This is a genomic window from Pseudarthrobacter sp. 10T415 (assembly GCF_056394175.1).
Genome location: NZ_JBFTHJ010000021.1, coordinates 1 through 26,709 on the forward strand (window position 1 = coordinate 1; position 26,709 = coordinate 26,709).

At 66.8% G+C, this 26,709-nt stretch carries 22 protein-coding genes; 10 read left to right on the plus strand and 12 right to left on the minus strand.

The features are described from left to right. On the plus strand, positions 1-873 hold an 873-nt coding region (gene lipA, locus AC1DBN_RS19035), incomplete at its 5' end, for a lipoyl synthase (protein WP_477723912.1). Between the two features lie 10 nt (positions 874-883). After that, the gene (locus AC1DBN_RS19040) at positions 884-2,158 is read left to right on the plus strand and encodes an MFS transporter (protein WP_477723913.1); all 1,275 of its coding nucleotides are present in this window, start codon (positions 884-886) and stop codon (positions 2,156-2,158) included. A gap of 12 nt (positions 2,159-2,170) precedes the next feature. On the opposite strand, the gene AC1DBN_RS19045 is transcribed toward AC1DBN_RS19040, so the two are convergent. From AC1DBN_RS19045 to AC1DBN_RS19055, 3 genes are all read right to left on the minus strand, one after another. After that, the gene (locus tag AC1DBN_RS19045) at positions 2,171-4,516 is read right to left on the minus strand and encodes a glycoside hydrolase family 65 protein (protein ID WP_477723914.1); all 2,346 of its coding nucleotides are present in this window, start codon (positions 4,514-4,516) and stop codon (positions 2,171-2,173) included. Positions 4,517-4,643: 127 nt separating this feature from the next. After that, positions 4,644-5,417, minus strand: coding sequence for an HAD family hydrolase (locus tag AC1DBN_RS19050; protein ID WP_477723915.1), 774 nt, complete (start codon positions 5,415-5,417; stop codon positions 4,644-4,646). A 290-nt stretch (positions 5,418-5,707) separates the two neighbouring features. After that, a complete protein-coding gene (locus tag AC1DBN_RS19055) occupies positions 5,708-6,343 on the minus strand; it encodes an alpha/beta hydrolase (RefSeq protein WP_477723916.1) in 636 nt (211 codons plus the stop codon). Between the two features lie 264 nt (positions 6,344-6,607). On the opposite strand from AC1DBN_RS19055, the gene AC1DBN_RS19060 reads away from it, so the two are divergent. The 5 genes from AC1DBN_RS19060 (at position 6,608) to AC1DBN_RS19080 (ending at position 11,325) form a co-directional block, all read left to right on the plus strand. Then, a complete protein-coding gene (locus AC1DBN_RS19060) occupies positions 6,608-6,865 on the plus strand; it encodes a DUF6458 family protein (protein ID WP_477723917.1) in 258 nt (85 codons plus the stop codon). A gap of 259 nt (positions 6,866-7,124) precedes the next feature. Next, the gene (locus AC1DBN_RS19065) at positions 7,125-7,931 is read left to right on the plus strand and encodes a DeoR/GlpR family DNA-binding transcription regulator (RefSeq protein WP_477723950.1); all 807 of its coding nucleotides are present in this window, start codon (positions 7,125-7,127) and stop codon (positions 7,929-7,931) included. Continuing rightward, on the plus strand, positions 7,928-8,920 hold the full coding sequence (locus tag AC1DBN_RS19070) for a 1-phosphofructokinase family hexose kinase (RefSeq protein WP_477723918.1): 993 nt from the start codon (positions 7,928-7,930) through the stop codon (positions 8,918-8,920). The genes AC1DBN_RS19065 and AC1DBN_RS19070 overlap by 4 nt, the downstream gene beginning before the upstream one ends. Positions 8,921-8,922: 2 nt before the next feature. Then, the gene (locus AC1DBN_RS19075; protein WP_477723919.1) at positions 8,923-10,980 is read left to right on the plus strand and encodes a PTS fructose transporter subunit IIABC; all 2,058 of its coding nucleotides are present in this window, start codon (positions 8,923-8,925) and stop codon (positions 10,978-10,980) included. A gap of 66 nt (positions 10,981-11,046) precedes the next feature. Continuing rightward, on the plus strand, positions 11,047-11,325 hold the full coding sequence (locus AC1DBN_RS19080; RefSeq protein ID WP_091717752.1) for an HPr family phosphocarrier protein: 279 nt from the start codon (positions 11,047-11,049) through the stop codon (positions 11,323-11,325). 101 nt (positions 11,326-11,426) lie between these two features. Here the strand turns inward: AC1DBN_RS19080 and AC1DBN_RS19085 are convergent, their stop codons facing one another. From AC1DBN_RS19085 to ku, 3 genes are all read right to left on the minus strand, one after another. Continuing rightward, positions 11,427-11,858: an SRPBCC domain-containing protein gene (locus tag AC1DBN_RS19085; protein WP_477723920.1), complete on the minus strand. Its 432-nt coding sequence runs from the start codon at positions 11,856-11,858 to the stop codon at positions 11,427-11,429. A 1-nt stretch (position 11,859) separates the two neighbouring features. Next, positions 11,860-12,702 (minus strand): class I SAM-dependent methyltransferase, encoded by an 843-nt coding sequence (locus AC1DBN_RS19090; protein WP_477723921.1) that lies wholly within the window; start codon positions 12,700-12,702, stop codon positions 11,860-11,862. A gap of 146 nt (positions 12,703-12,848) precedes the next feature. Beyond that, complete coding sequence (ku, locus tag AC1DBN_RS19095) at positions 12,849-14,021, minus strand: non-homologous end joining protein Ku (RefSeq protein WP_477723922.1); 1,173 nt, start codon at positions 14,019-14,021, stop codon at positions 12,849-12,851. 40 nt (positions 14,022-14,061) lie between these two features. On the opposite strand from ku, the gene AC1DBN_RS19100 reads away from it, so the two are divergent. Then, positions 14,062-16,596 carry an ATP-dependent DNA ligase gene (locus tag AC1DBN_RS19100; protein ID WP_477723923.1) on the plus strand — a complete coding sequence of 845 codons (2,535 nt, stop codon included), beginning with the start codon at positions 14,062-14,064 and terminating at the stop codon, positions 16,594-16,596. A gap of 152 nt (positions 16,597-16,748) precedes the next feature. Here the strand turns inward: AC1DBN_RS19100 and AC1DBN_RS19105 are convergent, their stop codons facing one another. After that, entirely contained in the window at positions 16,749-17,006 is a 258-nt protein-coding gene (locus tag AC1DBN_RS19105; RefSeq protein ID WP_477723924.1) for a hypothetical protein, read from the minus strand. Between the two features lie 689 nt (positions 17,007-17,695). On the opposite strand from AC1DBN_RS19105, the gene AC1DBN_RS19110 reads away from it, so the two are divergent. Together AC1DBN_RS19110 and AC1DBN_RS19115 are read left to right on the plus strand one after the other, a co-directional pair. Beyond that, positions 17,696-19,273 (plus strand): MFS transporter, encoded by a 1,578-nt coding sequence (locus AC1DBN_RS19110; RefSeq protein ID WP_091717741.1) that lies wholly within the window; start codon positions 17,696-17,698, stop codon positions 19,271-19,273. A 119-nt stretch (positions 19,274-19,392) separates the two neighbouring features. Further along, positions 19,393-20,484: an FUSC family protein gene (locus tag AC1DBN_RS19115; protein WP_477723925.1), complete on the plus strand. Its 1,092-nt coding sequence runs from the start codon at positions 19,393-19,395 to the stop codon at positions 20,482-20,484. Here the strand turns inward: AC1DBN_RS19115 and AC1DBN_RS19120 are convergent. The 5 genes from AC1DBN_RS19120 to AC1DBN_RS19140 are packed head-to-tail and all read right to left on the minus strand — an operon-like array spanning position 20,434 to position 26,701. Beyond that, the gene (locus AC1DBN_RS19120) at positions 20,434-21,225 is read right to left on the minus strand and encodes an SDR family NAD(P)-dependent oxidoreductase (RefSeq protein WP_091717737.1); all 792 of its coding nucleotides are present in this window, start codon (positions 21,223-21,225) and stop codon (positions 20,434-20,436) included. The two genes, AC1DBN_RS19115 and AC1DBN_RS19120, sit on opposite strands and share 51 nt — an antisense overlap. Positions 21,226-21,250: 25 nt before the next feature. Beyond that, positions 21,251-23,113: an IucA/IucC family protein gene (locus AC1DBN_RS19125; RefSeq protein ID WP_477723926.1), complete on the minus strand. Its 1,863-nt coding sequence runs from the start codon at positions 23,111-23,113 to the stop codon at positions 21,251-21,253. Next, a complete protein-coding gene (locus AC1DBN_RS19130) occupies positions 23,110-23,709 on the minus strand; it encodes a GNAT family N-acetyltransferase (RefSeq protein ID WP_477723927.1) in 600 nt (199 codons plus the stop codon). Before AC1DBN_RS19130 ends, AC1DBN_RS19125 begins: the two co-directional genes overlap by 4 nt. Then, the gene (locus AC1DBN_RS19135) at positions 23,706-25,082 is read right to left on the minus strand and encodes a lysine N(6)-hydroxylase/L-ornithine N(5)-oxygenase family protein (protein WP_477723928.1); all 1,377 of its coding nucleotides are present in this window, start codon (positions 25,080-25,082) and stop codon (positions 23,706-23,708) included. Before AC1DBN_RS19135 ends, AC1DBN_RS19130 begins: the two co-directional genes overlap by 4 nt. After that, a complete protein-coding gene (locus AC1DBN_RS19140) occupies positions 25,079-26,701 on the minus strand; it encodes a pyridoxal phosphate-dependent decarboxylase family protein (protein WP_477723929.1) in 1,623 nt (540 codons plus the stop codon). The genes AC1DBN_RS19135 and AC1DBN_RS19140 overlap by 4 nt, the downstream gene beginning before the upstream one ends. Positions 26,702-26,709: the final 8 nt, after the last annotated feature.

Genomic DNA, 26,709 nt, shown 5'->3' on the forward strand with positions numbered 1-26,709 from the left:
CTGGTCAAAAAAGAAGGCCTCCACACCGTCTGCGAAGAAGCCGGCTGCCCCAACATCTTCGAATGCTGGGAAGACAAAGAAGCCACCTTCCTCATCGGCGGCTCCGAATGCACCCGCCGCTGCGACTTCTGCCAGATCGACACCGGCAAACCCTCCCCCGTGGACAGGTTCGAACCCACCAAAGTGGCCCGCTCCGTCCAATCCATGCARCTCCGCTACGCCACCGTCACCGGCGTGGCCCGCGACGACCTCGAAGACGAAGGCGTCTGGCTCTACGCCGAAACCGTCCGCAAAATCCACGAACTGAACCCCGGCACCGGCGTCGAACTCCTCATCCCCGACTTCTCCGGCAACCCCGACCACATCGCCGCGATCTGCGACTCCAAACCCGAAGTCTTCGCCCACAACGTCGAAACCGTCCCCCGGATCTTCAAGCGCATCCGCCCCGCCTTCCGCTACGAACGCTCCCTCGACGTCATCACCCAGGGCCGGAACCTGGGCATGGTCACCAAATCCAACCTCATCCTCGGCATGGGCGAAACCCGCGAAGAAATCTCCGAAGCACTCCGCGACCTCCACGCCGCCGGCTGCGACCTGATCACCATCACCCAATACCTCCGCCCCTCCGAACGCCACCTCCCCGTGGACCGCTGGGTCAAACCCCAGGAATTCGTCGACCTCCAAAACGAAGCCGAAGAAATMGGCTTCMTCGGCGTCATGTCCGGCCCCCTGGTCCGCTCCTCCTACCGCGCCGGCCGCCTCTGGGCCACCGCCATGCGCAAAAAAGGCCGCGACATCCCCGCCGAACTCGCCCACATCGCCGACGGCATCCAGGACTCCGGCACCACCCGCCAGGAAGCCGTCCGGGCTTAAACTGGGGCTTATGCCCGCCCCCAAAGCCTTGCGCCCGTTCATCCACCGCGAGTACCGGGTCCTGATTGCAGCGCTGGCCATCTCGATCTTCGGTTCCGGCATGTGGGCCGTAGCCATGGTCTACCAGGTAATCCACCTGGGCGGCGGTCCGCTGGAGCTCTCGCTGGTGGCCGCCGCCGGAAGCGTGGGACTGGTGGCCTTTGTCCTGGCCGGCGGGATAGCGGCGGACAGGGTCCCGCAGCGGCGCCTGATCATCGCCGTCGAGGGCGCCAACCTGGCAGTCATTGCCGCGATCAGCGGCCTGGCGATGGCCGGCTCGCTGCAACTGTGGCATGTGGCTGCGGGTGCGTTCGTGCTGGGCGTGGGCGCGGCCTTCTTCTTCCCTGCCTACTCCGCCATCCTGCCGCGCATCCTTCCGGCTGAGGACCTGCTGGCCGCCAACGGCATGGAGGGGACCATGCGCCCCGTGCTGCAGCAGGCTGCGGGACCGGCGGTGGCCGGCATCCTGGTGGCAGCCCTCTCGCCGTCGCATGCGGTGACCGGGGTGGCCGCGTGCCACCTGCTGGCCTTCATTGTGCTGAACTTCCTGGGCCAGCACGCCCTGGCGACAGGGGCCGACGGCGGGCCAAGGCCCAAGTCGTCCTTCGTCCAGGACCTGCGCGAAGGAGTCAGCTACACCATCAGGACACCATGGCTGCTCTGGACGCTGATCTGGGCCTGCATTTCGGTGCTGTTCCTGATCGGCCCCATCGAGGTCCTCCTGCCATTCCTGGTGCGGGACCAGCTGGGCGGGGATTCGAGCATGTTCGGTTTCCTGCTGGCGGTCATGGGGGTGGGCGCAGCCCTGGGCTCCCTGGTGACGGCGTCACTCCGCCTGCCGCGCCGCTACCTCACGGTGATGATGGTGTCCTGGGGCGTCGGCAGCCTGCCGATTGCCGCCGTCGGCCTCATGGACAACTTCTGGCTGATGGCTGCAGCTCTGTTTATCTGGGGCGCCACCGGGAGCGTGGGCATGGTCATCTGGGGCACGCTGCTTCAGCGCCGCGTCCCGTCCCACCTGCTGGGCCGCATCTCCAGCCTGGACTTTTTCGTGTCCCTGGCGCTCATGCCGGTGTCCATGGCGCTGGCCGGGCCTGCAGCTGAGGTGCTGCCCATCTGGCTGATTTTCCTGGTGGCGGGCGTGGTCTGCCCCGTCATGGCAGTCATCGCTTCCGCCGCCGCAAGGATGCCCCGCGACGAACTGGCAAACCCGCTGGACACGGCGCCCGAAGCCGCCGTGTCCTGACTTCGGGGCACATCAGCTGTTGGCGAGGACCACCGGAATGCTCGCCGTCGGGAGTCCGCTGGGGAAGACAGTGGGTTCCGGTTCCGCGACGGGCTCCAGCTCCACCCTGACGGGATCGGAGCCTACGGCCAGCATCTGGCCCCGGACGTTGACGTCGAGCGGGGCCCCTTCCTGGACGGTGAGCGTGATGGCGCCGGAGGAGAGCCTGACCAGCAGCAGCCGGCCGCTGATCCTGAGGTGGAAGGTCAGTCCGTCCCATTCCTCCGGCAGGCGCGGATCGAAGTACGGCACCGGGCCCTGGTCGCGCAGGCCCGCAAAACCGCACACCAGGGAGCTCCACACCCCTCCGGTGGAGGCGATGTGCACGCCGTCAATGGTGTTGCTGTGGGTGTCGTCCAGGTCGATGAACACCGCGTTGGTGAAGTGCTTCAGGGCCTCCCCGGAGTACCCCACTTCGGCAGCCATGATGCCCTGCACGCATGCAGACAGGGTGGAGTCGCCGGTGGTGATGGGATCGTAGAAATCGAAGGCGCGCTGCTTCTCGCCCGCTGTGAAGTCCTGCCATTGCAGGAACATGGCGAGGACGGTGTCCGCCTGCTTGAGCACCTGGTGGCGGTAAATCACCAGCGGGTGGAAATGCAGCAGGAGCGGGTACTTGGACCGCGGCGTGGTCCAGTCCCATGGTTCCAGGGTCATGAAGTCGTTGTCCTGGGAGTGGACCTGCATGCGGCTGTCGAACGGCAGGTGCATCAGGTTGGCTGCCGCCGCCCACAGCTGCCGCTCTTCCTGGGCCACGCCGGGGTGGTCCAGCGCTGCGGCGGCCCGCAGGTTAAACCGGGCCATGACGTTGGTGTAGAGGTTGTCATTGACCACGGCGGTGTACTCGTCCGGGCCGGTGACACCGTGGATGTGGAACAGGCCGTCCTTGCCGAAGAAGCCCAGCGAAATCCACATGCGCGCGGTTTCCATCAGCAGCTCAGCCCCCATGCCCTCCCGGAACGCGGAATCGCCGGTGGCCCACAGGTAGCGGTTGGTGGCGAACGCGATGGCTGCCGCGATGTGGAACTGCGCGGTGCCGGCGGCGTAGTAGGCGCTGGCTTCAAGGCCGTTGATGGTCCGCCACGGGAACAGGGCGCCGTCCACACTGAGTTCCTTGGCCCGGACCTTGGCTTCAGGCAGCATGGCATGGCGGAACTCCAGGACCTGCCGGGCGCCGTCCGGGTTGGTGTACGTCAGGTACGGCAGGAGGTACACCTCCTGGTCCCAGAAATAGTGGCCCTCGTAGCCGGATCCGGTGACGCCCTTGGCCGGAATGCCGGCCACGTTGGCACGGGCCGTGGCCTGGGCCAGCTGGAACAGGTTCCAGCGGATGGCCTGCTGCAGCTCCGGCTCACCACCGTCCACCACGATGTCGGACGTTGCCCAATAGCCGCGGTAGTGCGCCTCGCTTTCGGCGAAGATGTCCGCGACGGGGCGCAGGCCTGCTTCGGCCAGGGCTGCGGCATCGACGCCTTCGTCCTGCACGGTCCGGCCGGCGGCGTAGCTGACGCTTTTCTCGAGCCGGAAGGGTTCGCCCGCGCTGACGGCCAGCACGTAGCGGACGCTGCTGTCGTCCTGGTCCACCAGGGTTTCGAAAGGCTGGTGCCCGGCAGACGTCCAGTGGTCCACGGCCAGGCCCACGCGCTGTTTGGATTCGGCGGCTTCCCAGGAGAGACGCAGTGATCCGTCGCCGCCATCGAGCCGCAGCGGCAGCAGGACCCGTCCGGCGTGGCGGCCGGCACGGCGGGGATCGTGGGCGGAGTGGTCCTCTACCGGCTGGTCCTGCCGGTTGATCACGGACGACGTGACGTCGAGCGAAATATCGCGGTCCGCCGCAACCTCGAGGGAAAGGCCCAGGCTGCCCCGGGATTCGTACCCCACCGCACGCCGTTCGGTGGTGGTGACCACGGATCCAGACCGGCACTGCCAGGTGATGCGGCACTCGTAGATGCCGGTGGAGAAGTCAACGCTCCGCCGGTAGTCCAGCACCTCCGATTCGGCAAGGCCCAGGGACTCCCCGTCCACCACGACGGTGAAGTTGTTGGCGTCAGGGATGTAGAGGATGCGCTGGCCGGTCCGCGCGAATCCGAAGGCGTTCTCGGCGTGCTTGATATCCCAGATTTCGTGCAGCCCGTTGATGAAGCTGCCGGGAAGCTCGGCATCCGCCGCTGCCCAGTGGGCGCCACGGATTCCGAGGTGGCCGTTGCCCAGGGAAAAGAGCGTTTCAAGCGTCCCTGCGTTTCCCGGTTCGTGGCGGGTTTCCACCAGTTGCCAGGGAGTATTGGGGAACCGTTCGCGGTCCGCAGAGATGATAGCCATGGTGTTGGGTCCTTTTAGGCATGCTGTGCACCGGCACAAGTCCGGCAGAGGGGATTCGAAGTGAAAGCTTGCCCGGATGGGTGCTGCCCGGGGGTGGCAGCGTGTCCGGGGTGGAACGGGGCTCCCGTCAGGGCAGGAGCTCTCCAAGGTCGTTGACCACCAGGGTTGCCCCGGCCTCGAGGAGGGTTTCGCGCCCGGCACCGCGGTCCACGCCAATGACGGAATGGAACGAGCCCGCGTGGCCGGCCTGGACGCCGGAGACCGCATCCTCCACCACTACGCACTCCTCGCTGGGCAGTTCCAGCAGCCGGGCTGCGTAGGTGTACGTCGCCGGGCTGGGCTTGCCGGGGATTCCTTCGCGGGCCGCCACCACACCGTCCACCACGACGGGGAAGTGGTGGCTGAGGCCTGCGGCGGCCAGGACTGCGGGGGCGTTGCGGGAGGATGAGACGACGGCGACCTTCAGTCCGCGGTCCAGCGCGGCTTCGAGGAAACGCACCGAGCCTTCAAACGGCTCAACGCCGGTGCTGACGATGTCATTGAAGATCCGGTTCTTGCGGTTCCCGAGGCCCTGGACCGTGATGTTGGCGGGATCGTCGTCCAGCGGTCCTTCGGGGAGCTCAATGCTGCGTGAGGCGAGGAAGTCCCGCACGCCGTCGAACCGCGGCTTGCCGTCGATGTGGTCGAAGTAGTCGCTTTCGCGGTAGCCCTGGACCTCGGGGTGCCCGGCAAGGAAGCCTTCGAAGAGTTCCTTCCAGGCCTGCTCGTGCACAGTGGCCGTGGGGGTCAGCACGCCGTCCAGGTCGAACAGGATGGCGGATGCGCCAGTCCAGGCGGTGTTCTCGGGGGCCGCTGCGGTGGAAGGCTCGTTGGCGAGTGCTTCGTGGGCGGAGTTGCTCATCGGCAGGGGGGATCCTCTCAGGCAGCAGGCAGTGAAGACGAATTACGCGGGGTGGGTGTGGCGTCGGCGCCGCTCGAATCTGCACATGCAGCGGGCCGTGCCGGTGGGGGAACCGGCGCCATTCCGGGGCCTTGCTGATCTACATTCGTCTTCCATCTTGAACTTGTTGCCCGCGCAGGACAACCCGGCGGCGGCGTACGGCAGCGCCGAAGATGAGTGTAAACGCTTGCATATTTCGCTCGCAACTGTTTTGTCCCCGCCCCGCCCAGCCGGCCCAATATGACGCCGGCTTAATTTCCGGCGGCCCCGCCACGGAGCACATAATGCCGAAGGAACGCGCCAACATCCGCCATCTCGGCTTTCGACATGGCGTGCCCCATTCCGGGATACGTCCGTGCGGTCAGCAGCGTATGCGCTTCAAGCCATTCACCCGTGTAGGCGGTGGCATCCTCGTTGATCACCAGGTCCGCTTTGTCGCGCCCCCAGAAGAACGGCGGCCTGGTCTCAAACTCATCGGTGAGTGCCAGGAGGTCGTTATCCAGCACAAAGCCGGAAAGGCCCACGACGGCGGCGTAGTCGCGCGGGTGGAGGCGCAGGAGGGTGCTGGCCATGGCCATGCCCTGCGAGTAGCCCATCAGGCTCACGCTGGTGTGCTGGCCGCGGACGGAGTTGATCCAGCCATGCACGGTGCCGGTGACGGAGATGACATCGGCAAAGTCGTTGGCGAGGAAATAGTCCAGGAGGAACCAGCCATAGTGGTCTCCGATGGGCATCGGCGCCCGGAGGGCCGCGAAGGTGAACTCCGGAGGCAGGTATTCGAACAGCCGGACCATGCGGGATTCATCCGTGCCGTAGCCGTGCATCATCACCAGCAGGGGCGTCCCGGCGCGCTGGTCCTCAAGCTTGGACCACACAACTGTTTCCATCGGACCAGACTAGCGAGGCAACGCGGCGCCCACGCCACGACGGCGATGAACCCACGCGCCCCGGCCATCACAACAGCACCGCAGAAATTCCCGGCAACGACTCGGCATCATTCATTGAATCGGGTATGGGTGCACTGTAGCGTGACGCCTACTATCAGCATGCTGACCAGTGGCTTTACAGACAAAGCAGCGCAGTGACCTAACCGCTATACCGTGCACCGCCCCACAGGAGCCGCAACCCGCGGCCAGCAGAAGGAGCAAGTCATGAGAATCGGCTCGTCAATCTTCCTTATCGCCCTCGGCGCCATCCTCGCCTGGGCGGTGACCCCGGGTCTAATCCCCTTCGTGGACCAGGCCCTGGTGGGCTACATCCTGATGGCCGTAGGCGTCATCGGCCTGATCGCCTCCCTGGTCCTGGCCTCCCCAGGCCGTACGCGGCGTGTCAGCGAGACCCGTTCCGTTGTGGATCCGAACACGGGTGAGCGGATCACCCGGAACGAAAGCCGCGACGGAACCATCTAGCCAAACCGATTGCAGGTCAGCCAGGACCGCGGCAGACCATGAACCCGGGAAGCCGGGCCGGATAACAGCGACCGGCCCGGCTTTCGCGTCCCCGGGGGCATTCTCCAGAGAGAAACCCAATATTGTTTCGTGTTGGTTTCCGTTGACAAACCAACATAAGCAAAGATAAAGTCAAGTAACTCAACATCATGTGATGCCAGTCACGCCGAAACAGGGCGCCGGACACCACAGCACCAGCAAGCTACGCAACGGAGGGTACGTGTTCGCCGAGGAACGCCAGCAGAAGATTGCCGAGCTTGTTGCCGGCAGCGGCCGGGTCAGCGTGACCCTGCTGGCTGAGCGCTTCCGGATCACCACCGAAACCGTCCGCCGGGACCTCGCCGCCCTCGAGAACGCCGGCACCGTCCGCCGCGTGCACGGCGGGGCGGTTGCGGCAGACCGCTTCAGCACCACCGAGGAAAGCGTCACCGAACGCGCCATCCGCCGGCCGGACCAGAAGAGCCGCATCGCCGAGGCCGCCCTCGCGCTCATCCCCCGCAACTCCCCGGGCAGCGTCCTGATCGACGGCGGAACCACCACCGAAGTCCTCGCCGACATGCTGGCCCGGCGCACCGTCGTCGAGCTTTCCGAATCCGGCGCCGCCGGCACCGAACTGGTGGCCATCACCCACGCCGTACCCATTGCCGGCAAGCTCTCCAGCGTCCCCGGCATCGCGCTGCACATCCTGGGCGGCCGGGTCCGCGGCATTACCCAGGTGGCCGTCGGCCAGGCAACGGTGGACGCCGCCGCACGGATCCGCCCGGATATTGCTTTCGTGGGGACCAACGGCATCCACCCCACCTTTGGACTCAGCACTCCAGATCCTGAAGAAGCCGCAGTGAAGGCTGCCTTCGTCCACTCGGCTCGCCGCATCGTGGTGCTGGCCGATTCCTCCAAGCTGGACGCGGAAACGCTGGTCCAGTTCGCCTCCCTGAAAGACCTGGACACCTTGATTACAGACAGCGAACCCAGCCCCGAACTCGCCGCAGCCCTGGAAGAGGCCGATGTAGACGTGGTGATCGCATGATCGTCACGTTCACGGCCAACCCCAGCCTGGACCGCACCGTCGCCCTGCCCGGCCCCCTGGAGCGCGGCGAAGTGCAGCGCGCTGTGTCCGTCACCCAGGAATCGGGCGGCAAGGGCGTCAACGTGTCCCGTGCGCTGGTGGCCTCCGGCCTCGAATCCCTGGCCGTCCTGCCCGGCGCGGACAGCGATCCCGTGCTGGCCGGCCTGCGCGCCGGCGCCGTGCCCTTCGTGTCGCTGCCCATTGACGAGCCCCTGCGCACCAACGTGGCCCTCACCGAACCCGGCGGGGTCACCACCAAGATCAACGAACCCGGGCCCGTCCTCGACGACAACCAGCAGGAGGCGCTGCTGAAGCTGCTGCTGGAAAGCTCCCGGGGTGCCGGCTGGGTGGTCCTGGCAGGTTCGCTGCCGCCGGGGTTCCCACCAGATTTTTACGCGACGGCGGCCCGCCGCCTGCGTTCAGCTGCCGACGGCGAGTCCTCAGGGCGCACGCCACTGATCGCCGTCGACTCGTCCGGCCAGCCACTCGCCGCCGCCCTGACCGGCGGCGCGGAGGGAATGCCGGATCTTTTGAAGCCCAACGCCGAGGAACTGGCGGAACTGGCTGCTGCAGCCGGGTTCGCCACGGCCGCCGCTGACGAACTGGAAGCGGACCCGGCGGCTGCCGCCGAGGCCGCGTCCGCCGTCGTGCGTTCCGGTGTGGGTGCTGTGCTGGCAACTCTCGGTTCCAAGGGAGCTGTCCTCGTAACGGCCGACGGCGCGTGGCTGGCCACGCATCCGCCGGTCGCCGCAGTGAGCACGGTGGGTGCGGGAGATTCCGCACTGGCCGGCTACCTGCTCGCGCACAGCCAGGGCGCCGCCCCGGCTGACTGCCTGCGTCAGGCGGTGGCCCATGGAGCCGCCGCCGCCTCCCTGCCCGGTTCAACGGTTCCGGCAGTGCACCAAACCACCCCGGAAGCCGTAACCATCACGGCCCTTCGAAAGGATTGACAGTGACTCAGCTCATCACCACGGAACTGGTCGAGCTCGACCGGAACCTGGGCAACGACCCCGAGGCGGTGATCCGGCACCTGGCAAGCAAGGTTGCTGCCACCGGACGCGCAACAGAGGTTGAAGGCCTCTTTGCCGACGCCTACGCCCGCGAACAGAAGACCGCCACCGGCATCCCCGGCGGCATCGCCATCCCGCACTGCCGCTCCGCTGCGGTGGTCGAGCCCACCCTGGCCATGGCCCGCCTGTCCCCCAAGGTGGACTTCGGCGCCAAGGACGGCCCCGCGGACCTCGTGTTCTTCATTGCCGCTCCGGACGGTGCCGACCAGGCCCACCTGAAGCTGCTCTCCAAGCTGGCCCGGTCCCTGATCAAAAAGGACTTCACGGCTGCACTCCGCAACGCCTCCTCCGAGGCAGAGATCGTGGAACTGGTGGACGGCGCCCTCGCCGACAAGCCGGCCGCACACGCTGCTGCACCGGCTGAAACGGTCGCCGCGGGCGCTGCTGCTAGCTCGGTTCCTGCTGGCTCAGCCACCGCTTCCGCAGACTCAACCGCCCGCACCCGCCGCCTCGTGGCCGTCACCGCCTGCCCCACCGGCATCGCCCACACCTACATGGCCGCCGACTCGCTGGTGGCCGCCGCCCAGGAAATGGGCGTTGACCTGCAGGTTGAGACCCAGGGTTCCTCCGGGGCCAAGCCGCTGGACCCGGCCGTCATCGCAGCTGCCGACGCCGTGATATTCGCGGTGGACGTGGACGTCCGCGGCAAGGAGCGTTTCGCGGGCAAGCCCGTCATCAACGCACCCGTCAAGCGCGGCATCGACGAGCCCGCCAAGATGGTCCAGGAAGCCCTCGCGGCGGCTGACAACCCGAACGCACGCCGGGTTCCGCACTTCGGGGCCGAGGAACAGGCCGAGAACGAAGCCACCGAAAAGGGCGAGCACATCGGCCAGAAGCTGAAGAAAGCACTGCTGACGGGCGTCAGCTACATGATCCCGTTCGTTGCAGGTGGTGGTCTTCTGATAGCCCTCGGCTTCCTGCTTGCGGGCTTCGACATCGCCCTCGGCACCAAGGCCAATGACATTCTGGCCAACAACACATTGTTCAACCTGCCCGACGGCAACCTCGCCCTCTACCTGGGAACGGTCTTCTTCAAGATCGGCGCCCTGTCCATGGGCTTCCTTGTTCCCGCACTGGCCGGCTACATCGCCTACGCCATCGCTGACCGCCCGGGCATCGCACCCGGCTTCGTCGCAGGGGCTGTCGCTGGGTTCATGGGCGCCGGGTTCTTGGGCGGCATCGTCGGCGGCCTCCTGGCTGGCTACATCGCACACCTGATCGGTACATGGCAGGTGGCCCGCTGGCTGCGCGGCCTGATGCCCGTGGTCATCATCCCGCTGCTCGCGTCGATTGTGGCCTCCGGCTTGATGTTCCTATTCCTCGGCGGCCCGATCGCCGGCGTCACCCTCGCACTCAACAGCTGGCTGTCCGGCATGACCGGTGCGTCCGCCATCGTCCTGGGCATCATCCTGGGCCTCATGATGTGCTTCGACCTGGGCGGCCCGGTGAACAAGGTGGCCTACGCCTTCGCCGTGGCAGGCCTTGGTGCCGGCAGCGCCACCAACCAGGCACCGTGGCAGATCATGGCCACCGTGATGGCAGCGGGCATGGTTCCGCCGCTGGCGATGGCCCTCGCCACCGTCCTGGACAAGAAGCTCTTCAGCCTGGCCGAGCGTGAAAACGGCAAGGCAGCCTGGCTGCTGGGCGCATCCTTCATCTCCGAAGGCGCCATCCCGTTCGCCGCGGCCGACCCGCTGCGCGTCATCCCCGCCAGCATGCTGGGTGGCGCGCTCACCGGTGCCCTCACCATGGCCTTCAACGTCACGTCGCAGGCACCCCACGGCGGTATCTTCGTGTTCTTCGCCATCGGCAACGTGCTGATGTTCATCGTTTCGATCATCGCCGGCACTGTGGTCAGTGCACTGGCCGTGGTGGCACTGAAGCGCTGGGCAGTCAAGAAGACCGTTGATACGGTTGAACCGGTTCCCGTAACCGTCTGATCCGGTTTAGCCACATACCTTCCCGGCACTGAACCATCAGCACGCCGAAATACTAAAGGAGCAAAAATGCCAGAACGCACAGCAACCGTTGCCAGCCGCGTGGGCCTGCACGCCCGCCCGGCCGCCATCTTTGCCGAGGCAGCCGGCGAGTTCGACCTGGACATCACCATCGCCCGTGAAGGCGAGCCGGTCGATGAGGCCATGGATGCCGCAAGCATCCTGTCCCTCATGAGCCTGGGTGCCTCACACGGCGACGTCGTGGTGCTCCGCGCCGAGGGTGCAGGCGCCGACGACGCCCTGGAACGCCTGGTGCAGATCCTGGAAACGGACCACGACGCCGAGTAGCAGGCAGGCTGCCCGGCAGCCGGGCTAAGCCAAGCGGCCGCCGTCGCGCCTTTCCCTCGAGGGAACGGCACGACGGCGGCCGCTGGCTTTAAGCGTCAGGCTCACCTGCGTTCGGCGATGGCTTTCACGTCGGCCACGAGCTTGTCCCACATTCCCTTCGAGTGGCTTGCCGCCCCTTCGCTCGGGTTGTTGTCCTGGGCGAGCGTGAGGTGGGTGCCGCCGTCGCGGTCCTGCAGCGTCCAGGTCAGCGTGTGGTAGTTTTCCGGGATGTCTTCCTCGCCGCTGAGGGCGCTGAAGTGGGTGTGTACCAGTTTCCGGCCGGGATCCACCTCCAGCACCTTGCCCTTGTCCTGGTAGGGCTTGCCTTCCCATTCGCCGCTCCAGGTGATGGGGCTTCCCTCCGCCCAGTCCGTTTCCAGTTCTGCCCCGAACATGAATTCCTTGGCGGCCGCGGGGTCCGTGATGACATTCCACACCCGGTCCGGCGGGGCGTCGATGGTGGTGCTGGATGTTGCCGTGAAGTCTCCGGGCATGTCAGGCCTTCCTTGCGGTGAACAGCAGGTATTCCCACTCCATCTGGAACGGTGTGTCTCCGTGGGCATCGCCGAAGGAGTCGGCGAGGTCCGTCAGTGCCTGGTCCAGTTCCTTGACCTTGTCCGCGTCGGCGCCGATGTACTTGTAGACGGCGATGGTGGGGCCGTAGTGGGATTTGAAGTAGCGGACGAAGTCGCCGGGCTGGTGGAAGCTCCGCACGGCCAGGGCCTGCTTGCGGACTGCCACGTCGGTGACCCTGTCCCCCAGCAGTCCGCGGACGTGCTCCTCGCTCCCCCACAGCGGCGCCGGCTGGGCCCCCGGCGGTGGCGGGGGCGCGAAGGGCTTCATGGTGGCGAACATCCGGCCAATGAAGCCCTCCGGGGTCCAGCTGAGCAGCCCGATGTTCCCACCGGGCTTGCACACTCGGAGGATCTCATCCGCCGCGGCCTGGTGCCGCGGCGCGAACATGGCACCCAGGCAGGACATCACGACGTCGAACGAGGCGTCGTCGAACGGCAGCGCCTCGGCGTCGGCTTCTTTCCATTCCAGGCTGACGCCCCGGTTGCCGGCTTCGCGGCGTCCGGCCTCGAAGAGCTCCGGAGTGAGGTCCGAGGCCACCACCTTGGCGCCCATCATGGCCGCGGGGATAGCCGCGTTCCCTGAACCTGAGGCCACGTCCAGCACCCGGTGGCGGGAGCGGACGCCGCACGCTTCCACCAGGATGGCGCCCAGCTCCAGGAGCATTTCATCCGCCAGCGCCGGGTAGTCCCCGGACGCCCACATGGCCCGGTGCTTCTGTTTCAGCGCCCGGTCCGCCTCGGCCGCATCGGTCTGCTCATTCATGGTCCGCGCTCCTCATCGAGCCGTTGGGTTTCAGCGCGCTGCGGGCACAGCGGGCGCCGCGATGCGACTCATTCTGGCCGCGCGGGCACCGGCTGTAAAGGTGGTCCGGCTATTTGCAGGGTCAGCGGCGATGTCCCCGCCCCGGCCTAGGCTGGCTTGCGCGCCCTGGTGCTGGTGGCCTTCGCGGCAGGTTTCTCGGTGCTCTTTGACGCGGCCGCCTTGGTCCCGGTGGATTTGCCAGCGGCGGTTTTTGCGGCAGTGCCCGTGGATTTTGCTGCGGTGCTCCTGGTTGAAGTGCCCTTGGCTGCAGTGCTCTTTGACGCCGTCGATTTGGCAGCCGTGGACCGTGTTCCGGTCTTGGTGTCCTCGGCCTTGGACGCTGATGTTTTCGAAGCAGCGGCAGTCCCCGTTCCCGACGACCGTGAGCCGGAGGACCTCCGCGCGGGCTTGGCGGGCTTATCCCCATCCTCCGAGCCGCCGTCGTCGGACTCTTCCTCCTCTGAATCCGCTCCGCCCGTGGCCGCTGCCGCACCGCCGCGTTTCCTGTCGAGGCTGCGTTTCAGGGCCTCCATCAGGTCGATGACCTCGCCCTTGCCGCCGTCGCCCGCTTCCACGCCGAACGTTTCATCAGTGTCGAGGGACTCGCCCTGCTCCAGCTTGGCGTCGATGAGCTTCCGCAGCTGCACCTGGTAGTCGTCGGTAAAGGACTCCGGTTCAAAGTCAGCGGCCATCGATTCGACCAGCGCTGCGGACATGTCCCGTTCCTGCGCGGAGATTTTGATGGCGGTGTCCAGCGCGGGGAAGTTGGCCTCACGCACCTCGTCCGGCCACAACAGGGACTGCAGCACCAGGACGTCGTCCTTGATCCGCAGCGCTCCCAGCCGGGTTTTCTCGCGCAGGGCGTACTGGACGATGGCCACCCGGTCGGTGTCCTCGAGGGCCCGGCGCAGCAGCACGTAGGCTTTGGGCGACTTGGAGTCCGGTTCCAGGTAATAGCTCTTCTCGAACATCATGGGTTCGAGCTGCTCGGACGGCACGAACTGCACCACTTCGATTTCGTGGCTGTTTTCCGCCGGGATGGCCTTCAGCTCATCCTTTGACAGCACCACCGTGCGGCCATCCTCTTCAAAGGCCTTCTCGATGTCCGAGTAGTCGATCACCTGCCCGCAGACCTCGCAACGGCGCTGGTACCGGATCCTTCCGCCGTCGGCGTTGTGGACCTGGTGCAGACTGATGTCATGATCCTCTGTGGCGCTGTAGACCTTGACGGGCACGTTGACCAGCCCAAATGCGATGGCACCCTTCCAGATGGCTCTCATCCCTACAGTCAACAGCACACCGGGCCGGAGGTGAAGACCCATGGCTTCTAAGGAACGCGTCCGCGTGGCCGGGCGGGAGCTGACGCTGACCAACCTGGACAAAATCATCTACCCGGAAACCGGCACCACCAAGGCCGATGTGCTGGCCTACTACGCCGCCGTGGCCCACGTCCTCATCCCCGCCGCAGCCAACCGGCCCGCCACCCGGAAACGCTGGGTGAACGGCGTGGGCACGGCGGAGAAGCCCGGTGAGGTCTTCTTCCAGAAAAACCTGGAGGACTCCGCCCCCGGGTGGCTTCCCCGCGCCTCCATCACCCACAAGGACCGGACCATCCACTACCCGATGGTCAACGATCCCGCCGTCCTCACCTGGTTCGGGCAGCTCAACTCCCTCGAAATCCACGTGCCCCAGTGGCGGGTGGATTCCCAGGGCAACCAACTGAACCCGGACCGGCTGGTCTTGGACCTGGACCCCGGCGAGGGCGCCGGCCTCGCCGAATGCCGTGAAGTGGCGCTGCTGGCCCGCGCCATCCTGCAGGACGTGGGCCTGGACCCGGTACCCGTCACCAGCGGCAGCAAGGGCATCCACCTGTACGCACCGCTGCACGGGACGCAGACCTCGGACCAGATCTCGGAGTTCGCCCGGGAACTGGCACGTGCCCTGGAATCCGACCACCCGGACCTCGCCGTCAGTGACATGAAGAAGACCCTCCGCACGGGCAAGGTACTGGTGGACTGGAGCCAGAACAACGCAGCGAAAACCACCATCGTGCCCTACTCCCTGCGCGGGCGGCCTACGCCCATGGTCGCGGCGCCGCGGACATGGCGGGAGATCAGCTCCCCCAAGCTCAAGCACCTCGACTACCGTGAGGTGCTGCGTCGGGTGCAGGAGGGCAAGGACCCGTTCGCCGCCGTCGTGCGCGCTGCCGGAACACCCGATGAAGTCGAGACCGGCACTGACGCCGGCGATGGTGCCGGCGCGGGGCAGGACGGCGCGCACGGCGACGGTAATCCCCGTCTGGTGAAGTACCGATCGATGCGCGACCCCGGGGCCACGCCTGAGCCGTTCAGTGGCGCACCGCGCGGCGGCGATGCGTTCGTGATCCAGGAACACCACGCCAGCCGCCTGCACTGGGACCTCAGGCTGGAGCACGAGGGCGTCCTGGCTTCCTGGGCGCTGCCCAAGGGTGTGCCGGAGTCGGGCGGCAAGAACCACCTGGCCGTGCAGACCGAGGACCACCCCATGGACTACCTCACCTTCCACGGCACCATCCCCAAGGGTGAATATGGTGCCGGCGAGATGACCATCTGGGACACCGGCACCTACGAGCTGCACAAGTGGATCAACGGCAAGGAGGTGATCGTCACCCTCACCGGCGCCGAGGGCGGCGGGCTGGGCGGCACCAGGAAGGTGGCCCTCATCCATACGGGCCGCGGCCAGGGCAGCGATGCCGAAAAGCAGTGGCTGATCCACCTGATGGATAAGGAAGACCAAGGCGGACGACGGCGGCACGCACCTTCGCCTGCGGAGCCTGCGGGCAGTACCAAAGGAGTGGGCAAAGCCGGGAAATCCGGGGACGCTTCCGAAGAACAGGAGGACTCCTCCGTCAGCGTCGCCCCCGATGATTTCGGCCCCATGATGGCCACCGCGGGAGTCCCCTCAGACCTCATGGGCAGCGACTGGCAGGTTGAACTCAAATGGGACGGGGTGCGCGCCATCCTCGTGGCGGATGAGTCAACAGTCCGGATCTTCAGCCGCAACGGCAACGACGTCACCAAGACCTACCCCGAGCTGACGGACCGGGGGTGCTGGCCGGAGCAGCCGTTCGTGGCCGACGGTGAGATCATCGCCGTCGGCCCCTCCGGCAGGCCGGACTTCGGCCTGCTGCAAGGCCGGATGAAGCTGACCCGCGCCGCCGACGTCGCTAAAGCGCAGAAGGCCATTCCCGTCCGGCTGATGCTCTTCGATCTCCTGTACGACGGCGGCACGGACCTCCGGCGCCTTCCGCTCAGCAAGCGGCGGCCACGGCTCGAACAGTTCTTCCGGCCCTCGGACTGCCCGGTGGAACTGTCCATGGTGCTGGAGGATCCCGTGGAACACATCATGGAAAGCGCACGGGAGCTGGGGCTCGAGGGCGTGATGGCCAAGCGCACGGACAGTCGTTACGTCAGCGGACAGCGCACCCGCACCTGGATCAAGCTCAAGACGGAGCGCACCCAGGAGGTAGTGGTGGGCGGCTGGCGCCCGGGCAAGGGCGGCCGCCAGGAAACGGTGGGGTCGTTGCTGGTGGGCATCCCCGACGGGAACAAACTCCAGTATGTGGGCCGGGTGGGCAGCGGATTCAGTGGCCGCGAACTGGCCGAACTGCGTCAGACCGTGGAACAGCTGGCCCGGAAGACCTCACCGTTCCACGAGGTTCCCCGGCCTGACTCCGCGGACGCACACTGGGTCACGCCGCAGCTCGTGGGTGAGGTGACCTACGGGGAGTGGACGGGCCCGGGGCGGTTGCGGCATCCCCGGTGGCGGGGCTGGCGCGTGGACAAGGACCCGTCAGAGGTGGTCCGGGAGGATTGACGCCCTCTGCCTGCCGATGCGGAGCCTCCCTGACGCGCAGGCTCGCCGGTGACGCGCAAACTCGGCCGTGACACGGAAATTCCCCGACGCACCCCGTATAAGGGCGCGCCGGGGAATTTACGTGTCGGTGATGAATCTGCGGGTCGCCCGTCCTAGGACGAATGCGGCATCTGCGGCTTCCCGGTCCGGTGGACGGCGGCCACGGAGGCTTCGTGGCCCATCCGCCCATGGCCGGATCCCCGGTCCTTCGTGTGGCGGCGCTTGCCGTTGCCGTCCGGCCAGGAGTTTTGCCTCGGCATGGCGCCCGCAGCGGTGGTGGCCGCTGCCGGCATGTCCGGGGTGTCCATTGCCGCTGCCAGATGGTCCGCCATCTCCGGATTGAGATGGGATTTGCGGTTTTCGTCAGCCATTTTTCTTCCTTTCCACGATGAAATGAAGTCCAGGGAAGAGGCACTGGGGCCTCCGTGATTGCCGGAATGCCGGTACGTTCGTAAATGTCAGCGCTGTGAGGCACAGCAGCGCCGACGTGACTGGCTCGGTGTCGGGCAGCGGGGACGTCCCGGCCGCACGCGTCCGCCTATTCGAAGATCAGTGTGTCCATTGATCAACCATAGGCACCGGCCCGATGCCTGTGAACCCCCTTGCGCCGGTCGCGCGAACCGGTGCATGGCGTGGGCGGGAAACGCGGCGCACAGGTCCGCTGAAGCGCACGACGGCGGGAGGCGGGGTCCAGCCTCCGGGCGCCCGCGCCAGTGCCCGTGTCAGCTCCCGCGAAGGGGGCTAAGAACGGCCCCCGAAAACCCTCGCCGGAGCAGTGTCCGCCATCACATCCGGCGCCGTATTACGGCCGGAACGGTGTTCCAACGAACGGTTGTGGAAAAAGATTCGGTAACAGTGATCACAATCAGCATGCTTCCCAGTATTGACGCCGGAAAACGGGGAAAAACAACCTCGAAAAGTTGGTCTGAAACGTGCCCAAAAGGGTAGACAGTACGGCATCAGACGGGCGAACGCTACAAAATCGGCGTAAAATTGAAGGCCTGCCCGGAGCGGGGCAGCAAGTAGTCGCAAGCAAATGACCTCCACAGGAGCTGACCAAATGCCCACAGACCAAAGCAACACCGACTCTTCAGCAGGCGCCAGGAACGCCCGCGGAACCGACCCTGCAGCCCCTCTGGCTGCCAAGAAGCCGAGGCTGCTGCCGCGCCGCCGGCTCAAGGAATCTGACGTCAACGTGGTTAACCAGCCGATGCTGAAGAAAGCCCTCGGCGGCACCATCGTAGGCAACACCATGGAATGGTACGACGTAGGCGTTTTCGGCTACCTCATCACCACCATGGGCCCGGTCTTCCTGCCCGAGTCGGATCCGACAACGCAAACGCTGTTCCTGCTGGGAACTTTTGCCGCCACGTTCATTGCCCGCCCCCTGGGTGGCGTCGTCTTCGGCTGGCTCGGTGACAAGATCGGCCGCCAGAAGATCCTGGCCACCACGCTGATGATCATGGCCGCCAGCACCTTCGCCGTCGGCCTGCTGCCCGGATACGCGCAGATCGGCCTGTGGGCCGCGGCCCTGCTGGTGCTCCTCAAGCTGATCCAGGGCTTCTCCACCGGCGGTGAATACGCTGGTGCCACCACGTTCGTCAGCGAATATGCCGCCGACAAGCGCCGCGGCTTCTTCGCCAGCTTCCTCGACCTGGGCAGCTACATGGGCTTCGCCATCGGCGCCGCCTTGGTCTCTGTACTACAGCTGACCCTGGGCCAGGACACCATGGAGGACTGGGGCTGGCGCATCCCGTTCCTCGTTGCCGGTCCGCTGGGCCTGATTGCTGTCTATTTCCGTAGCAAGATCGAGGAATCCCCGCAGTTCCAGGCCACCCTGGACGCCCAGGAGGAGAACGCCAAGAACGCCACGGACGGCGACACCTCCGCCGCCAAGGGACCCGTCGGCATCGTCAAGGCCTACTGGCGCCCCATCCTGGTGGCCATGGTCGTCGTGGCCGCCGCAAATACCGCCGGTTACGCACTGACGTCCTACATGCCCACGTACCTGACCGCCTCCAAGGGCTACGACGAGGTCCACGGCACGCTGCTGACCATCCCCGTCCTGGTTGTGATGAGCCTCTGCATTCCGCTCACTGGCAAGCTGTCCGACCGGATCGGCCGCCGTCCCGTGCTCTGGATCGGCGCCGTGAGCACCATCGTCCTGGCCATCCCCGCATTCCTGCTGATCGGCGTCGGCGAGGTATGGTCCACGCTGGCCGGACTCGCGCTGGTCGCCTTCCCGGTGACCTTCTATGTGGCCAACCTGGCCTCCGCCCTTCCAGCACAGTTCCCCACGTCCAGCCGCTACGGAGCGATGGGCATTGCCTACAACTTCGCGGTGGCCATCTTTGGCGGCACCACTCCTTTCATCGTTGAGGCGCTGATCAAATCGACCGGCAACGACATGATGCCTGCTTACTACCTGATGGCCACCTCCCTGGTGGGCGCTGTGGCAATCTACTTCCTCAAGGAATCGGCCAACCGCCCGCTTCCGGGATCCATGCCCAGCGTGGACACCGAGGCGGAGGCCCGCGAACTCGTCAAGACCCAGGACGAGAACCCGCTGATCAACGTTGACGAACTTCCGTTCGACACCCACCCGCAGGACGGCGGCAAGGCCCCGGTCAACGCCTAACCGGCCAACTGTTCCGCTCCGTTACACGGACCGCCGTACCCATACCGGGTGCGGCGGTCCGAGCGTTTAAGGTTGAGTCGTCCGCAAAGCGGCCGGAAGCACGGAGGAGGTGGCACGGCATGGAACGAGTCCTGCAGCACGTGCGCGCCCTCCACAGGCTGGAGCCAGCGAACGCGGACCACCTCGCTGCGCTGCGGGTTGCCCTCAGCGTGGCCGTCCCGTCCCTGCTCCTGCTTGCCACGGGCCGGGCGGACCTCATCATCTACGCGGTCTTCGGCGCCCTGACCGGGATGTACGGCCGGTCAGAACCGCACCAGCTGCGGGTCCTCCACCAGTCCCAGGCAGCCCTGGTGCTCCTGGGCGGCGTCTCGGTGGGCGTGCTCCTGTCCGTCAACCACATCCATTCGTGGGCGCTGGTGGGCATCGAAGCCGCACTGGCGGGACTGGGCTCGCTCTACTCGGACCGCGTGCGGCTCAAGCCCAACGGCCCGTTCTTCGGCATCCTGGCCTTGGGCGCCTGCGCGTCGGTGCCCATGGCGGTCCCCTGGTACACCGCACTGCTGATCGCCCTGGGGTCAGCGGCGTTCGCGGTCCTGGTGGGATTCGCCGGGTGGGTCCGTCGGCGCCGGTGGCAGCGCGGGGCCGTCCGCATCCCCGCCGCGTCGCAGCCGGTGGACCGCCGCGCCATGCTGATCCACGCCGCCCGCTACGTGCTGGCCGTCGGTGCCGCCGGAACCATCGGCGTCCTCACCGGAAGCGGCCACCCGCACTGGGCCATGGCTGCCGCGGCTGTTCCGCTGGCCGGTGCGGACCTCCCCAGCAGCGTCCGCCGCGGCATCCACCGCATCGTGGGGACGTTCGTGGGGCTGGCCGTGACCGCCGTCGTGATTATTCCCGCCCCCTGGACGCTGCCCGGACTGTTCCCCGGGCAGCAGGCAGTGGTCCTGGCACTGCTGGTGATCCTGTTCCAGTTCACCACCGAGCTGTTCATGACGCGGCACTACGGCCTGGCCATGGTGTCCTTCACGCCGGTGATCCTGTTGATGACCCAGCTCGCGGCACCCGCGGATCCCGGCGTCCTGATCCTGGAGCGCGCCATCGAGACCCTGGTGGGCGCGCTGATGGGCATCGCCGTTGTGGTGGCCGTCCGCCGGCGGGGGTCACGCTCCCCCGCGCTCCTCCTGGGGCTTGCGCGGCGGCCCCGCCATTAGCCTGGGCGGAGCGATCCGGGCCAGGGCTGCCACCACCTTGTAGCGCTTGGACGGGATGGAGACGGCTTTGCCCTTGGCGTTGTCCGCCAGCCCCTCCCGCACCACGCGCTCGGCCGTCAACCAGGTCCACTTCGGTGCCACGGACTTGTCCATCCCCATCCGGTCGTGGAACTCGGTGTGCGTAAAACCCGGGCACACCGCCGTCACTTTGATGCCGCGGGTCCGGTAGGCCAGGTTGGCCCAGCGGCTGAAGCTCAGCAGCCACGCCTTGGCCGCCGAGTAGGTTCCGCGTGGAAGGAAGGCGGCGATGCTGGCCACGTTGATGATCCGGCCTTCGCCACGGTCCAGCATGCCCTTGAGCGCGGCGTGCGAGAGCACCAGTGCGGTTTCGGCGTGCAGCTTCAGGTGCCTCTTCTCCTCCTCCACGGGGTTGTCCTCGAAGTTGTGCAGCAGCCCGATGCCCGCGTTGTTGACCAGGATGCCCACCGGGCGCTGCGGATCGGAGAGGCGTTCGACGACGGCGGCCACGTCGGCGTCGTCCGTCAGGTCGGCGGGGAGCACCTCAGCGGTTGTTCCGTACCGCCGTTCCAGCTCCGCGGCAGCTTCCTCGAGGCGGCTCCTGTTGCGGGCCACCAGCACCAGGTGGCAGCCCTCGGCAGCGAGTTGGCGGGCAAACTCGGCGCCCAGTCCTGCGCTGGCGCCGGTAACCAGGGCAGTGGTCCGTAAAGTGGTCTGCGTCATACAGCCAGCCTAGCCACCGCTGCCCCTACTTGGCTCCGTCATTCTCCTCACTACTTCCTGCGAATAGTGCCAGCGGGTTGGCCAGGCGGCCGGCCATCTGCAGGCCTCCGGACGGATCCGTGAGGTCCAGCATCTGCTGGTTGTTCCGCAGCTGCAGGCGGTTCAGGCAGGACAGCTCAAAGTCGGCAGCGAAGAGGTCGTGCCGCGCGAACTGTCCGGCCAGCTCCGGGTGCTGTGCCTGGTAGTCCCGCACGGCGTCGGCGGCGGTACGCCAGAAGGTTTCCTGCGGAAGCGTCCCATCGTCGTCGAGCAGTGCCGCGAGGAAGCGGAAGATGCAGTCGAAAATGTCGGTGAAGATGGCCAGCACCTTTTCGCCGTCGGGGATGTCCGCCCGGATCCGGGAAACCTCCTCCGGGAGTTTTAGCCGGTCGCCCATCACCACGATCTCTTCGGCGATGTCCTTCATGATGGCCCGCACCGGAACACCGTCCTCAAGGACCAGGATGACGTTCTCGCCGTGCGGCATGAAGGCGAGCTCGTAGTTGTAGAGGCAGTGCACCAGCGGCACCATGTACGCCTCGAAGTAGCGGCGCAGCCAGTCCTCCGGGGCCAGGCCGGAGCGCTCGATCAGGGCGGAGACCATGGGCTTTCCGGCGGAATCCACGTGCAGCAGCGCGGCCATGGTGGTCAGCTGCTGCCCGTCTTCCAGGAGCGGCAGCGGGCTTTCCCGCCACAGGGCAGAGAGCATCTTCCGGTACGGCGAGCCGCTGGCTGACGCGGCCTCGTAGGTCCTGTTGTGATAGCCGATGGCCGCGATTTCGCCGATCATGGTGAAGCCGCGCTGTTGCATTGCGGGGTCGGCGGTGATCAGCTTCCGGAGCCAGTCGTTGATGGCCGGCGTGGCCTTCATGTACTGGGGTGAGAGGCCGCGCATGAACCCCATGTTCAGCACGGACATGGCGGTCTTCACGTACGTCCGGGCCGGGGCGCTGGTGTTGAAGAACGTCCTGATGGACTGCTGGGCCTGGTAGGAATCGGTTCCGGTTCCCAGGTAGACGATGCGCTGCCGGGCGATTTCAGCCGCGAAGGTGACCGTGAGCTTGTTCTCCCACTGCCAGGGGTGGACCGGCATGAAGAAGTACTGGTCCGGGTCCAGGCCCTGCAGCAGCAGTTCGCTGGTGAAGCTGCCGGCCAGCGGGCCCAGTTCGGCGTCGAGGTGCGCGGTGTAGTCCAGACCGCTGCTGGTGCTCACCACGGCGTGGCTGCGGTGCACGGCGATCCATTCCAGCAGCACGGGCGCCCCGGTTTCCGGTGCAAAAGCCAGGTAGTCGCTGACGCCGAACCCCAGCCGGCCGTTGTTGGCCACGAAGCAGGGGTGGCCTTCGGTCATGCTCCGCTCGATTGCCTGGAAGTCGGCGGCGATGTCCTGCCCGCCCGTCACCCCGGCGGCCAGTTCCCCGGCGGAGGGCTGGCCGGCCCATTGCTTGTAGGCATGGCTGGCCAGGGTGCTGCTGACCTCCTCCAGGTAGACCGGGAGCATCTGCAGGTTGATGCCGAGGGTCTCGTGGAACAGTGTGATGAACTCCAGCACGTCCAGCGGCGCTTCGGTGCCGTCCTGGACGTGCCGGATGGAATCGGGGCTGATGGACCAGTGCTCCAGCTCCAGGATCTTGGCGGTGAACAGGTACTCGTGGGAGCCGTCGGCGCTGGCCAGGCGGTAGGTGGTGGCCTCCGGGGCGCCAGGCACGGGCTCGGGTGTGAGGATCCGTTCGTGCGAGAACTCGGCGAGCGCCTTGCGGAGCAGGTGCCTGTTGGCGGCATCCCACCGGTCTCCTTCGAGGTGGGGCGCTGCGGCGGCGGTGGCGGTTGATTCGAGCTGGACGGTCATAGTGCTGCGGCTCCCTGCAGGGCTTCGGGGCGGGTGGATTCCATACGGGCGGAGGGTTCCAGGGTGGGAAGGGTTGCGCGGGCGGCGAGGTAGGCGGCCCGGGTGCAGAAGCTCAGCAGCGCATCCTTGTCCGGCAGCCCCACCACTCCCGAGGGCAGGAACCCGAACCGTTCGTTGAGGGCGTGGATTTTCGTGTTGCGGGCGTCCGGCTCCACCACGATGCGCTCCACCTCGGGCCTGGCGAAGAGCCGGGCCAGGACGGCATCCATGACTGCGGTGGTGTAGCCCGGCTCCGGAACGCCCGATGGCGGGGCCACCAGCAGGTGCATCCCTGCGTCGCCGGGAAGGACCGGGTAGGCGTCGGCCAGCGGTGAGGACGCCGGAAGGTACTCCTCCATCAGGAAGGCGGGGACGCCGCCGTCGAGCCCCAGGAGGGCGTGGTGGTGGCCGCTCGCCTGGATCTTCGCGTATTCGTCAATGACGCCGGCCTCGGTGGCGGACAGCATTCCCCAGAACGAGGCGTACGGCTGGGTGACCCAGCTGTGCAGGAGGGGTGCGTCCGTCACCGGGTCCACGCACCGGAACGTGAACCTCATGCCGGCACCTCCACGGATACATTCCCCGCTGCCGGGTCCGGCTGCCCAACCGGGACGGTGAGCGGCGCCCCGAACTGCTGGAAGGCGATGCTGCGTTCCACCGCGTATATCTCGCGGCCGGTCATTTCCCGGAGGATGCAGGAGTTGCGGTAGGCGCCCATGCCCAGGTCCGGGGTGACGAACCCGTGGGTGTGCAGTTCGGCGTTCTGGACGAAAATCTCGCCCGGTTCAACGCCGGTGCTGTAGTTCCGGTCCACGGCGAAGCGGCCGGAACCGTCCCGGGCAATCCGGTCCTGTACCCCGGTGAGGAACGCGGGTTCGCGGTAGCCGTACCCGGTGGCCAGCACCACGGCCTCGCTGTCCAGGGTGTAGGAGGCGCCCTGTTCGCCGTGCTCCAGGTGCAGCCGGTGGGTCCCGGCGGCCGCGTCCCATTCGGCGGCCGTCAGCGTGGAGTGGGTGAGCAGCTGGGTGTCCACCATGCCGGACAGGCTCCTGGTGTAGAGGAGGTCGTAGATGGCATCGATCAGGTCCGAGTTGATGCCCTTGTAGAGGTTTTTCTGGGTTTTGTTCAGGTGGTCGCGCTGCTCCGGCGGGAGGCCATGGAAGTAGTCCACGTATTCCGGCGAGGTCATCTCCAAGGTCAGCTTGGTGTACTCCAGCGGGAAGAACCTGCCCGAGCGGGTCACCCAGTTCAGCTGGTACCCGTGCGCGTCCGCTTCCTGCAGCAGTTCGTAATAGATCTCCGCCGCGCTTTGGCCGCTCCCCAGAATGGTGATGCTGCGCTGCCGCTGCAGTTCGACTTTCCGGGCCAGGTACTCGGCGTTGTGGAAGGCCACTCCCCCGTTTCCGGCGGCCGCACCCGCCACGATGCCTTGGGCGGCCGCCGGAACGTACGCGGAGGTGCCGGTGCCCAGCACCAGCCGCCGCGCGTAAAGCACCTCCGGCCCGTCCGGACCTGATACGGAGAGCCGGTATACGCCGTCGTCGTACGCCAACTCCTGCACTGCCGTGCCGAAACGCACCGACGGCAACTGCCCGGCAACCCACTGGCAGTACTGGTTGAACTCGGCACGCAGCGGGTAGAAGTTTTCCCTGATGTAGAAGCGGTAGAGCCGGCCGGTCTGCTTCAGGAAGTTCAGGAACGAATAGGGCGAGGTGGGGTCAGCCATGGTCACCAGGTCAGCCATGAAGGGAACCTGCAGGTGCGCGGGTTCGAGCATCATGCCGGGGTGCCAGTCGAAGGAATCGCGCTGTTCGAGGAAGATGCCGTTGAGGCCTTCCACGGGTTCTGTGAGGGCGGCGAGGCCCAGGTTGAAGGGCCCGACGCCGATCGCGGCGAAGTCGAAGATGGTGCTGTTGGTGGGGGTGCTCATGCGGTGGTTTCCTTCTGCAGGAGTCCGGCGCCGGTGCCGCGCAGGAGGGTGATGATGTCCGTGATGTCTTCGAGGGTGGCCTCGGCGTTGAGGAGCGTGAACTTGAGGTAGTGGCGTCCGCCCACCTTGGTGCCGGCCACCACGGCTTTGCCGGAGGCGAAGACGGCCGCCCGGATGGCGGGGTTAAGGGCATCGGCGTCCTCGTCGGAGAGGCGTGCGCCGGATTCCAGCACAGGGCGGTAGCGGAATACCAGGGTGCTCAGCTGCGGGGCGGCGGCAAGCTCGAAATCGTGGTCGGCTTCGAGGACCGAACCCACGCGGGCGGCGAGGTCGATGGCCTCGTCGAAGAGCGCGCCGATGGCATCCGCCCCCATGATGCGCAGGGTAAGCCAGAGCTTCAGGGCGTCGAAGCGGCGGGTGGTCTGGATGCTCTTGTCCACCTGGTTGGGGATGTCCGCCAGGGCGGCGCTCTCCGGGTTCAGGTAATCGGCGTAGTAGGTGATGTGGCGCAGCATCGCCGCTTCCCGGACCAGCAGGGCGCTGGAGCTGACGGGCTGGAAGAAGGTCTTGTGGAAGTCGACGGTGACCGAGTCCGCGAGGCCTGAGCCGTCCAGCAAATGCCGGTACCGGCCGGAGACCATCAGGCCGCCGCCGTATGCGGCGTCGATGTGGAACCAGGCACCGTAGGCACGGGCCAGGGCGGCGAGCTCTGCGAGCGGGTCCACCGCGCCGAAGTCCGTTGTCCCGGCCGTTGCCACTACGGCCATGGCGGTCAGGCCGGCGTCGTGGGCTTCCGCCATGGCCGCCGCAAGTGCCGCCGGGTCCATCCGGTGGTCCGCGGAGCACGGGACGGTGATGACGGCGTCAAACCCGAGGCCCAGCATGGAGGCGGACTTCTGGACGCTGAAGTGGCTGTCCTCGGACGTGAAGATGCGCAGGGTATCCAGCAGTGCCGGGAGGCGGAGGGATACCCGTGCAGGGTCCTGGCGGAGGCCGGCCACGGCGTGGTTCCGTGCGATGAGCAGGGCCTGGAGGTTGGACTGGCTGCCTCCGGACGTGAAGATGCCGTCCGCCGAGTCACCGAGGTGCAGCCGTTCGGCCGCCCAGTCGATGAGGCGCCGTTCGATCATGGTGGCACCGGCGCTCTGGTCCCAGGTGTCCAGCGAGGAGTTCACGGCGGACAGGATGGCCTCACCCACCAGCGCCGGGATCACCACGGGGCAGTTGAGGTGGGCGGCGTACTTGGGGTCGTGGAAATAGACGGCGTCACGCAGGTAGACGTCCTCAAGTTCCTGCAGTGCCGCGGCGGTGTCCGGCAGGGGGGTGTCCAGGTCAACTGCGCCCACGCGGTCCCGCATTTCGGCGGGCCCGACGCCGGTGAACGGCCGGGTGGTCCGCTCCAGCTTGGTTGCCACGGTAGTGACGCCCTGCAGCACCTGCGCAACGTACCGGGGTGAGTTCCGGGCATTGAAGAGGTGGTTGGTTGCCCCGAGGGCCAGTTCCACGCGCGAGCCGAAATCCTGCCCCGGAGGAACTGTGTTGTCCAGGTCCTGGCGGGGCACATCGGGGCGGGTGGAGTGGTCCACTTGCGTCTCATCGAGTCGGGGCATCAGCGGCACGGGTCTTC

Coding starts and splice junctions, on each gene's coding strand:
- AC1DBN_RS19040 (WP_477723913.1), top strand. CDS start 884: ATGCCCGCCCCCAAAGCCTTGCGCCCGTTCATCCACCGCGAGTACCGG.
- AC1DBN_RS19045 (WP_477723914.1), bottom strand. CDS start 4,516: ATGGCTATCATCTCTGCGGACCGCGAACGGTTCCCCAATACTCCCTGG.
- AC1DBN_RS19050 (WP_477723915.1), bottom strand. CDS start 5,417: ATGAGCAACTCCGCCCACGAAGCACTCGCCAACGAGCCTTCCACCGCA.
- AC1DBN_RS19055 (WP_477723916.1), bottom strand. CDS start 6,343: ATGGAAACAGTTGTGTGGTCCAAGCTTGAGGACCAGCGCGCCGGGACG.
- AC1DBN_RS19060 (WP_477723917.1), top strand. CDS start 6,608: ATGAGAATCGGCTCGTCAATCTTCCTTATCGCCCTCGGCGCCATCCTC.
- AC1DBN_RS19070 (WP_477723918.1), top strand. CDS start 7,928: ATGATCGTCACGTTCACGGCCAACCCCAGCCTGGACCGCACCGTCGCC.
- AC1DBN_RS19080 (WP_091717752.1), top strand. CDS start 11,047: ATGCCAGAACGCACAGCAACCGTTGCCAGCCGCGTGGGCCTGCACGCC.
- AC1DBN_RS19085 (WP_477723920.1), bottom strand. CDS start 11,858: ATGCCCGGAGACTTCACGGCAACATCCAGCACCACCATCGACGCCCCG.
- AC1DBN_RS19090 (WP_477723921.1), bottom strand. CDS start 12,702: ATGAATGAGCAGACCGATGCGGCCGAGGCGGACCGGGCGCTGAAACAG.
- ku (WP_477723922.1), bottom strand. CDS start 14,021: ATGAGAGCCATCTGGAAGGGTGCCATCGCATTTGGGCTGGTCAACGTG.
- AC1DBN_RS19100 (WP_477723923.1), top strand. CDS start 14,062: ATGGCTTCTAAGGAACGCGTCCGCGTGGCCGGGCGGGAGCTGACGCTG.
- AC1DBN_RS19105 (WP_477723924.1), bottom strand. CDS start 17,006: ATGGCTGACGAAAACCGCAAATCCCATCTCAATCCGGAGATGGCGGAC.
- AC1DBN_RS19110 (WP_091717741.1), top strand. CDS start 17,696: ATGCCCACAGACCAAAGCAACACCGACTCTTCAGCAGGCGCCAGGAAC.
- AC1DBN_RS19115 (WP_477723925.1), top strand. CDS start 19,393: ATGGAACGAGTCCTGCAGCACGTGCGCGCCCTCCACAGGCTGGAGCCA.
- AC1DBN_RS19120 (WP_091717737.1), bottom strand. CDS start 21,225: ATGACGCAGACCACTTTACGGACCACTGCCCTGGTTACCGGCGCCAGC.
- AC1DBN_RS19125 (WP_477723926.1), bottom strand. CDS start 23,113: ATGACCGTCCAGCTCGAATCAACCGCCACCGCCGCCGCAGCGCCCCAC.
- AC1DBN_RS19130 (WP_477723927.1), bottom strand. CDS start 23,709: ATGAGGTTCACGTTCCGGTGCGTGGACCCGGTGACGGACGCACCCCTC.
- AC1DBN_RS19135 (WP_477723928.1), bottom strand. CDS start 25,082: ATGAGCACCCCCACCAACAGCACCATCTTCGACTTCGCCGCGATCGGC.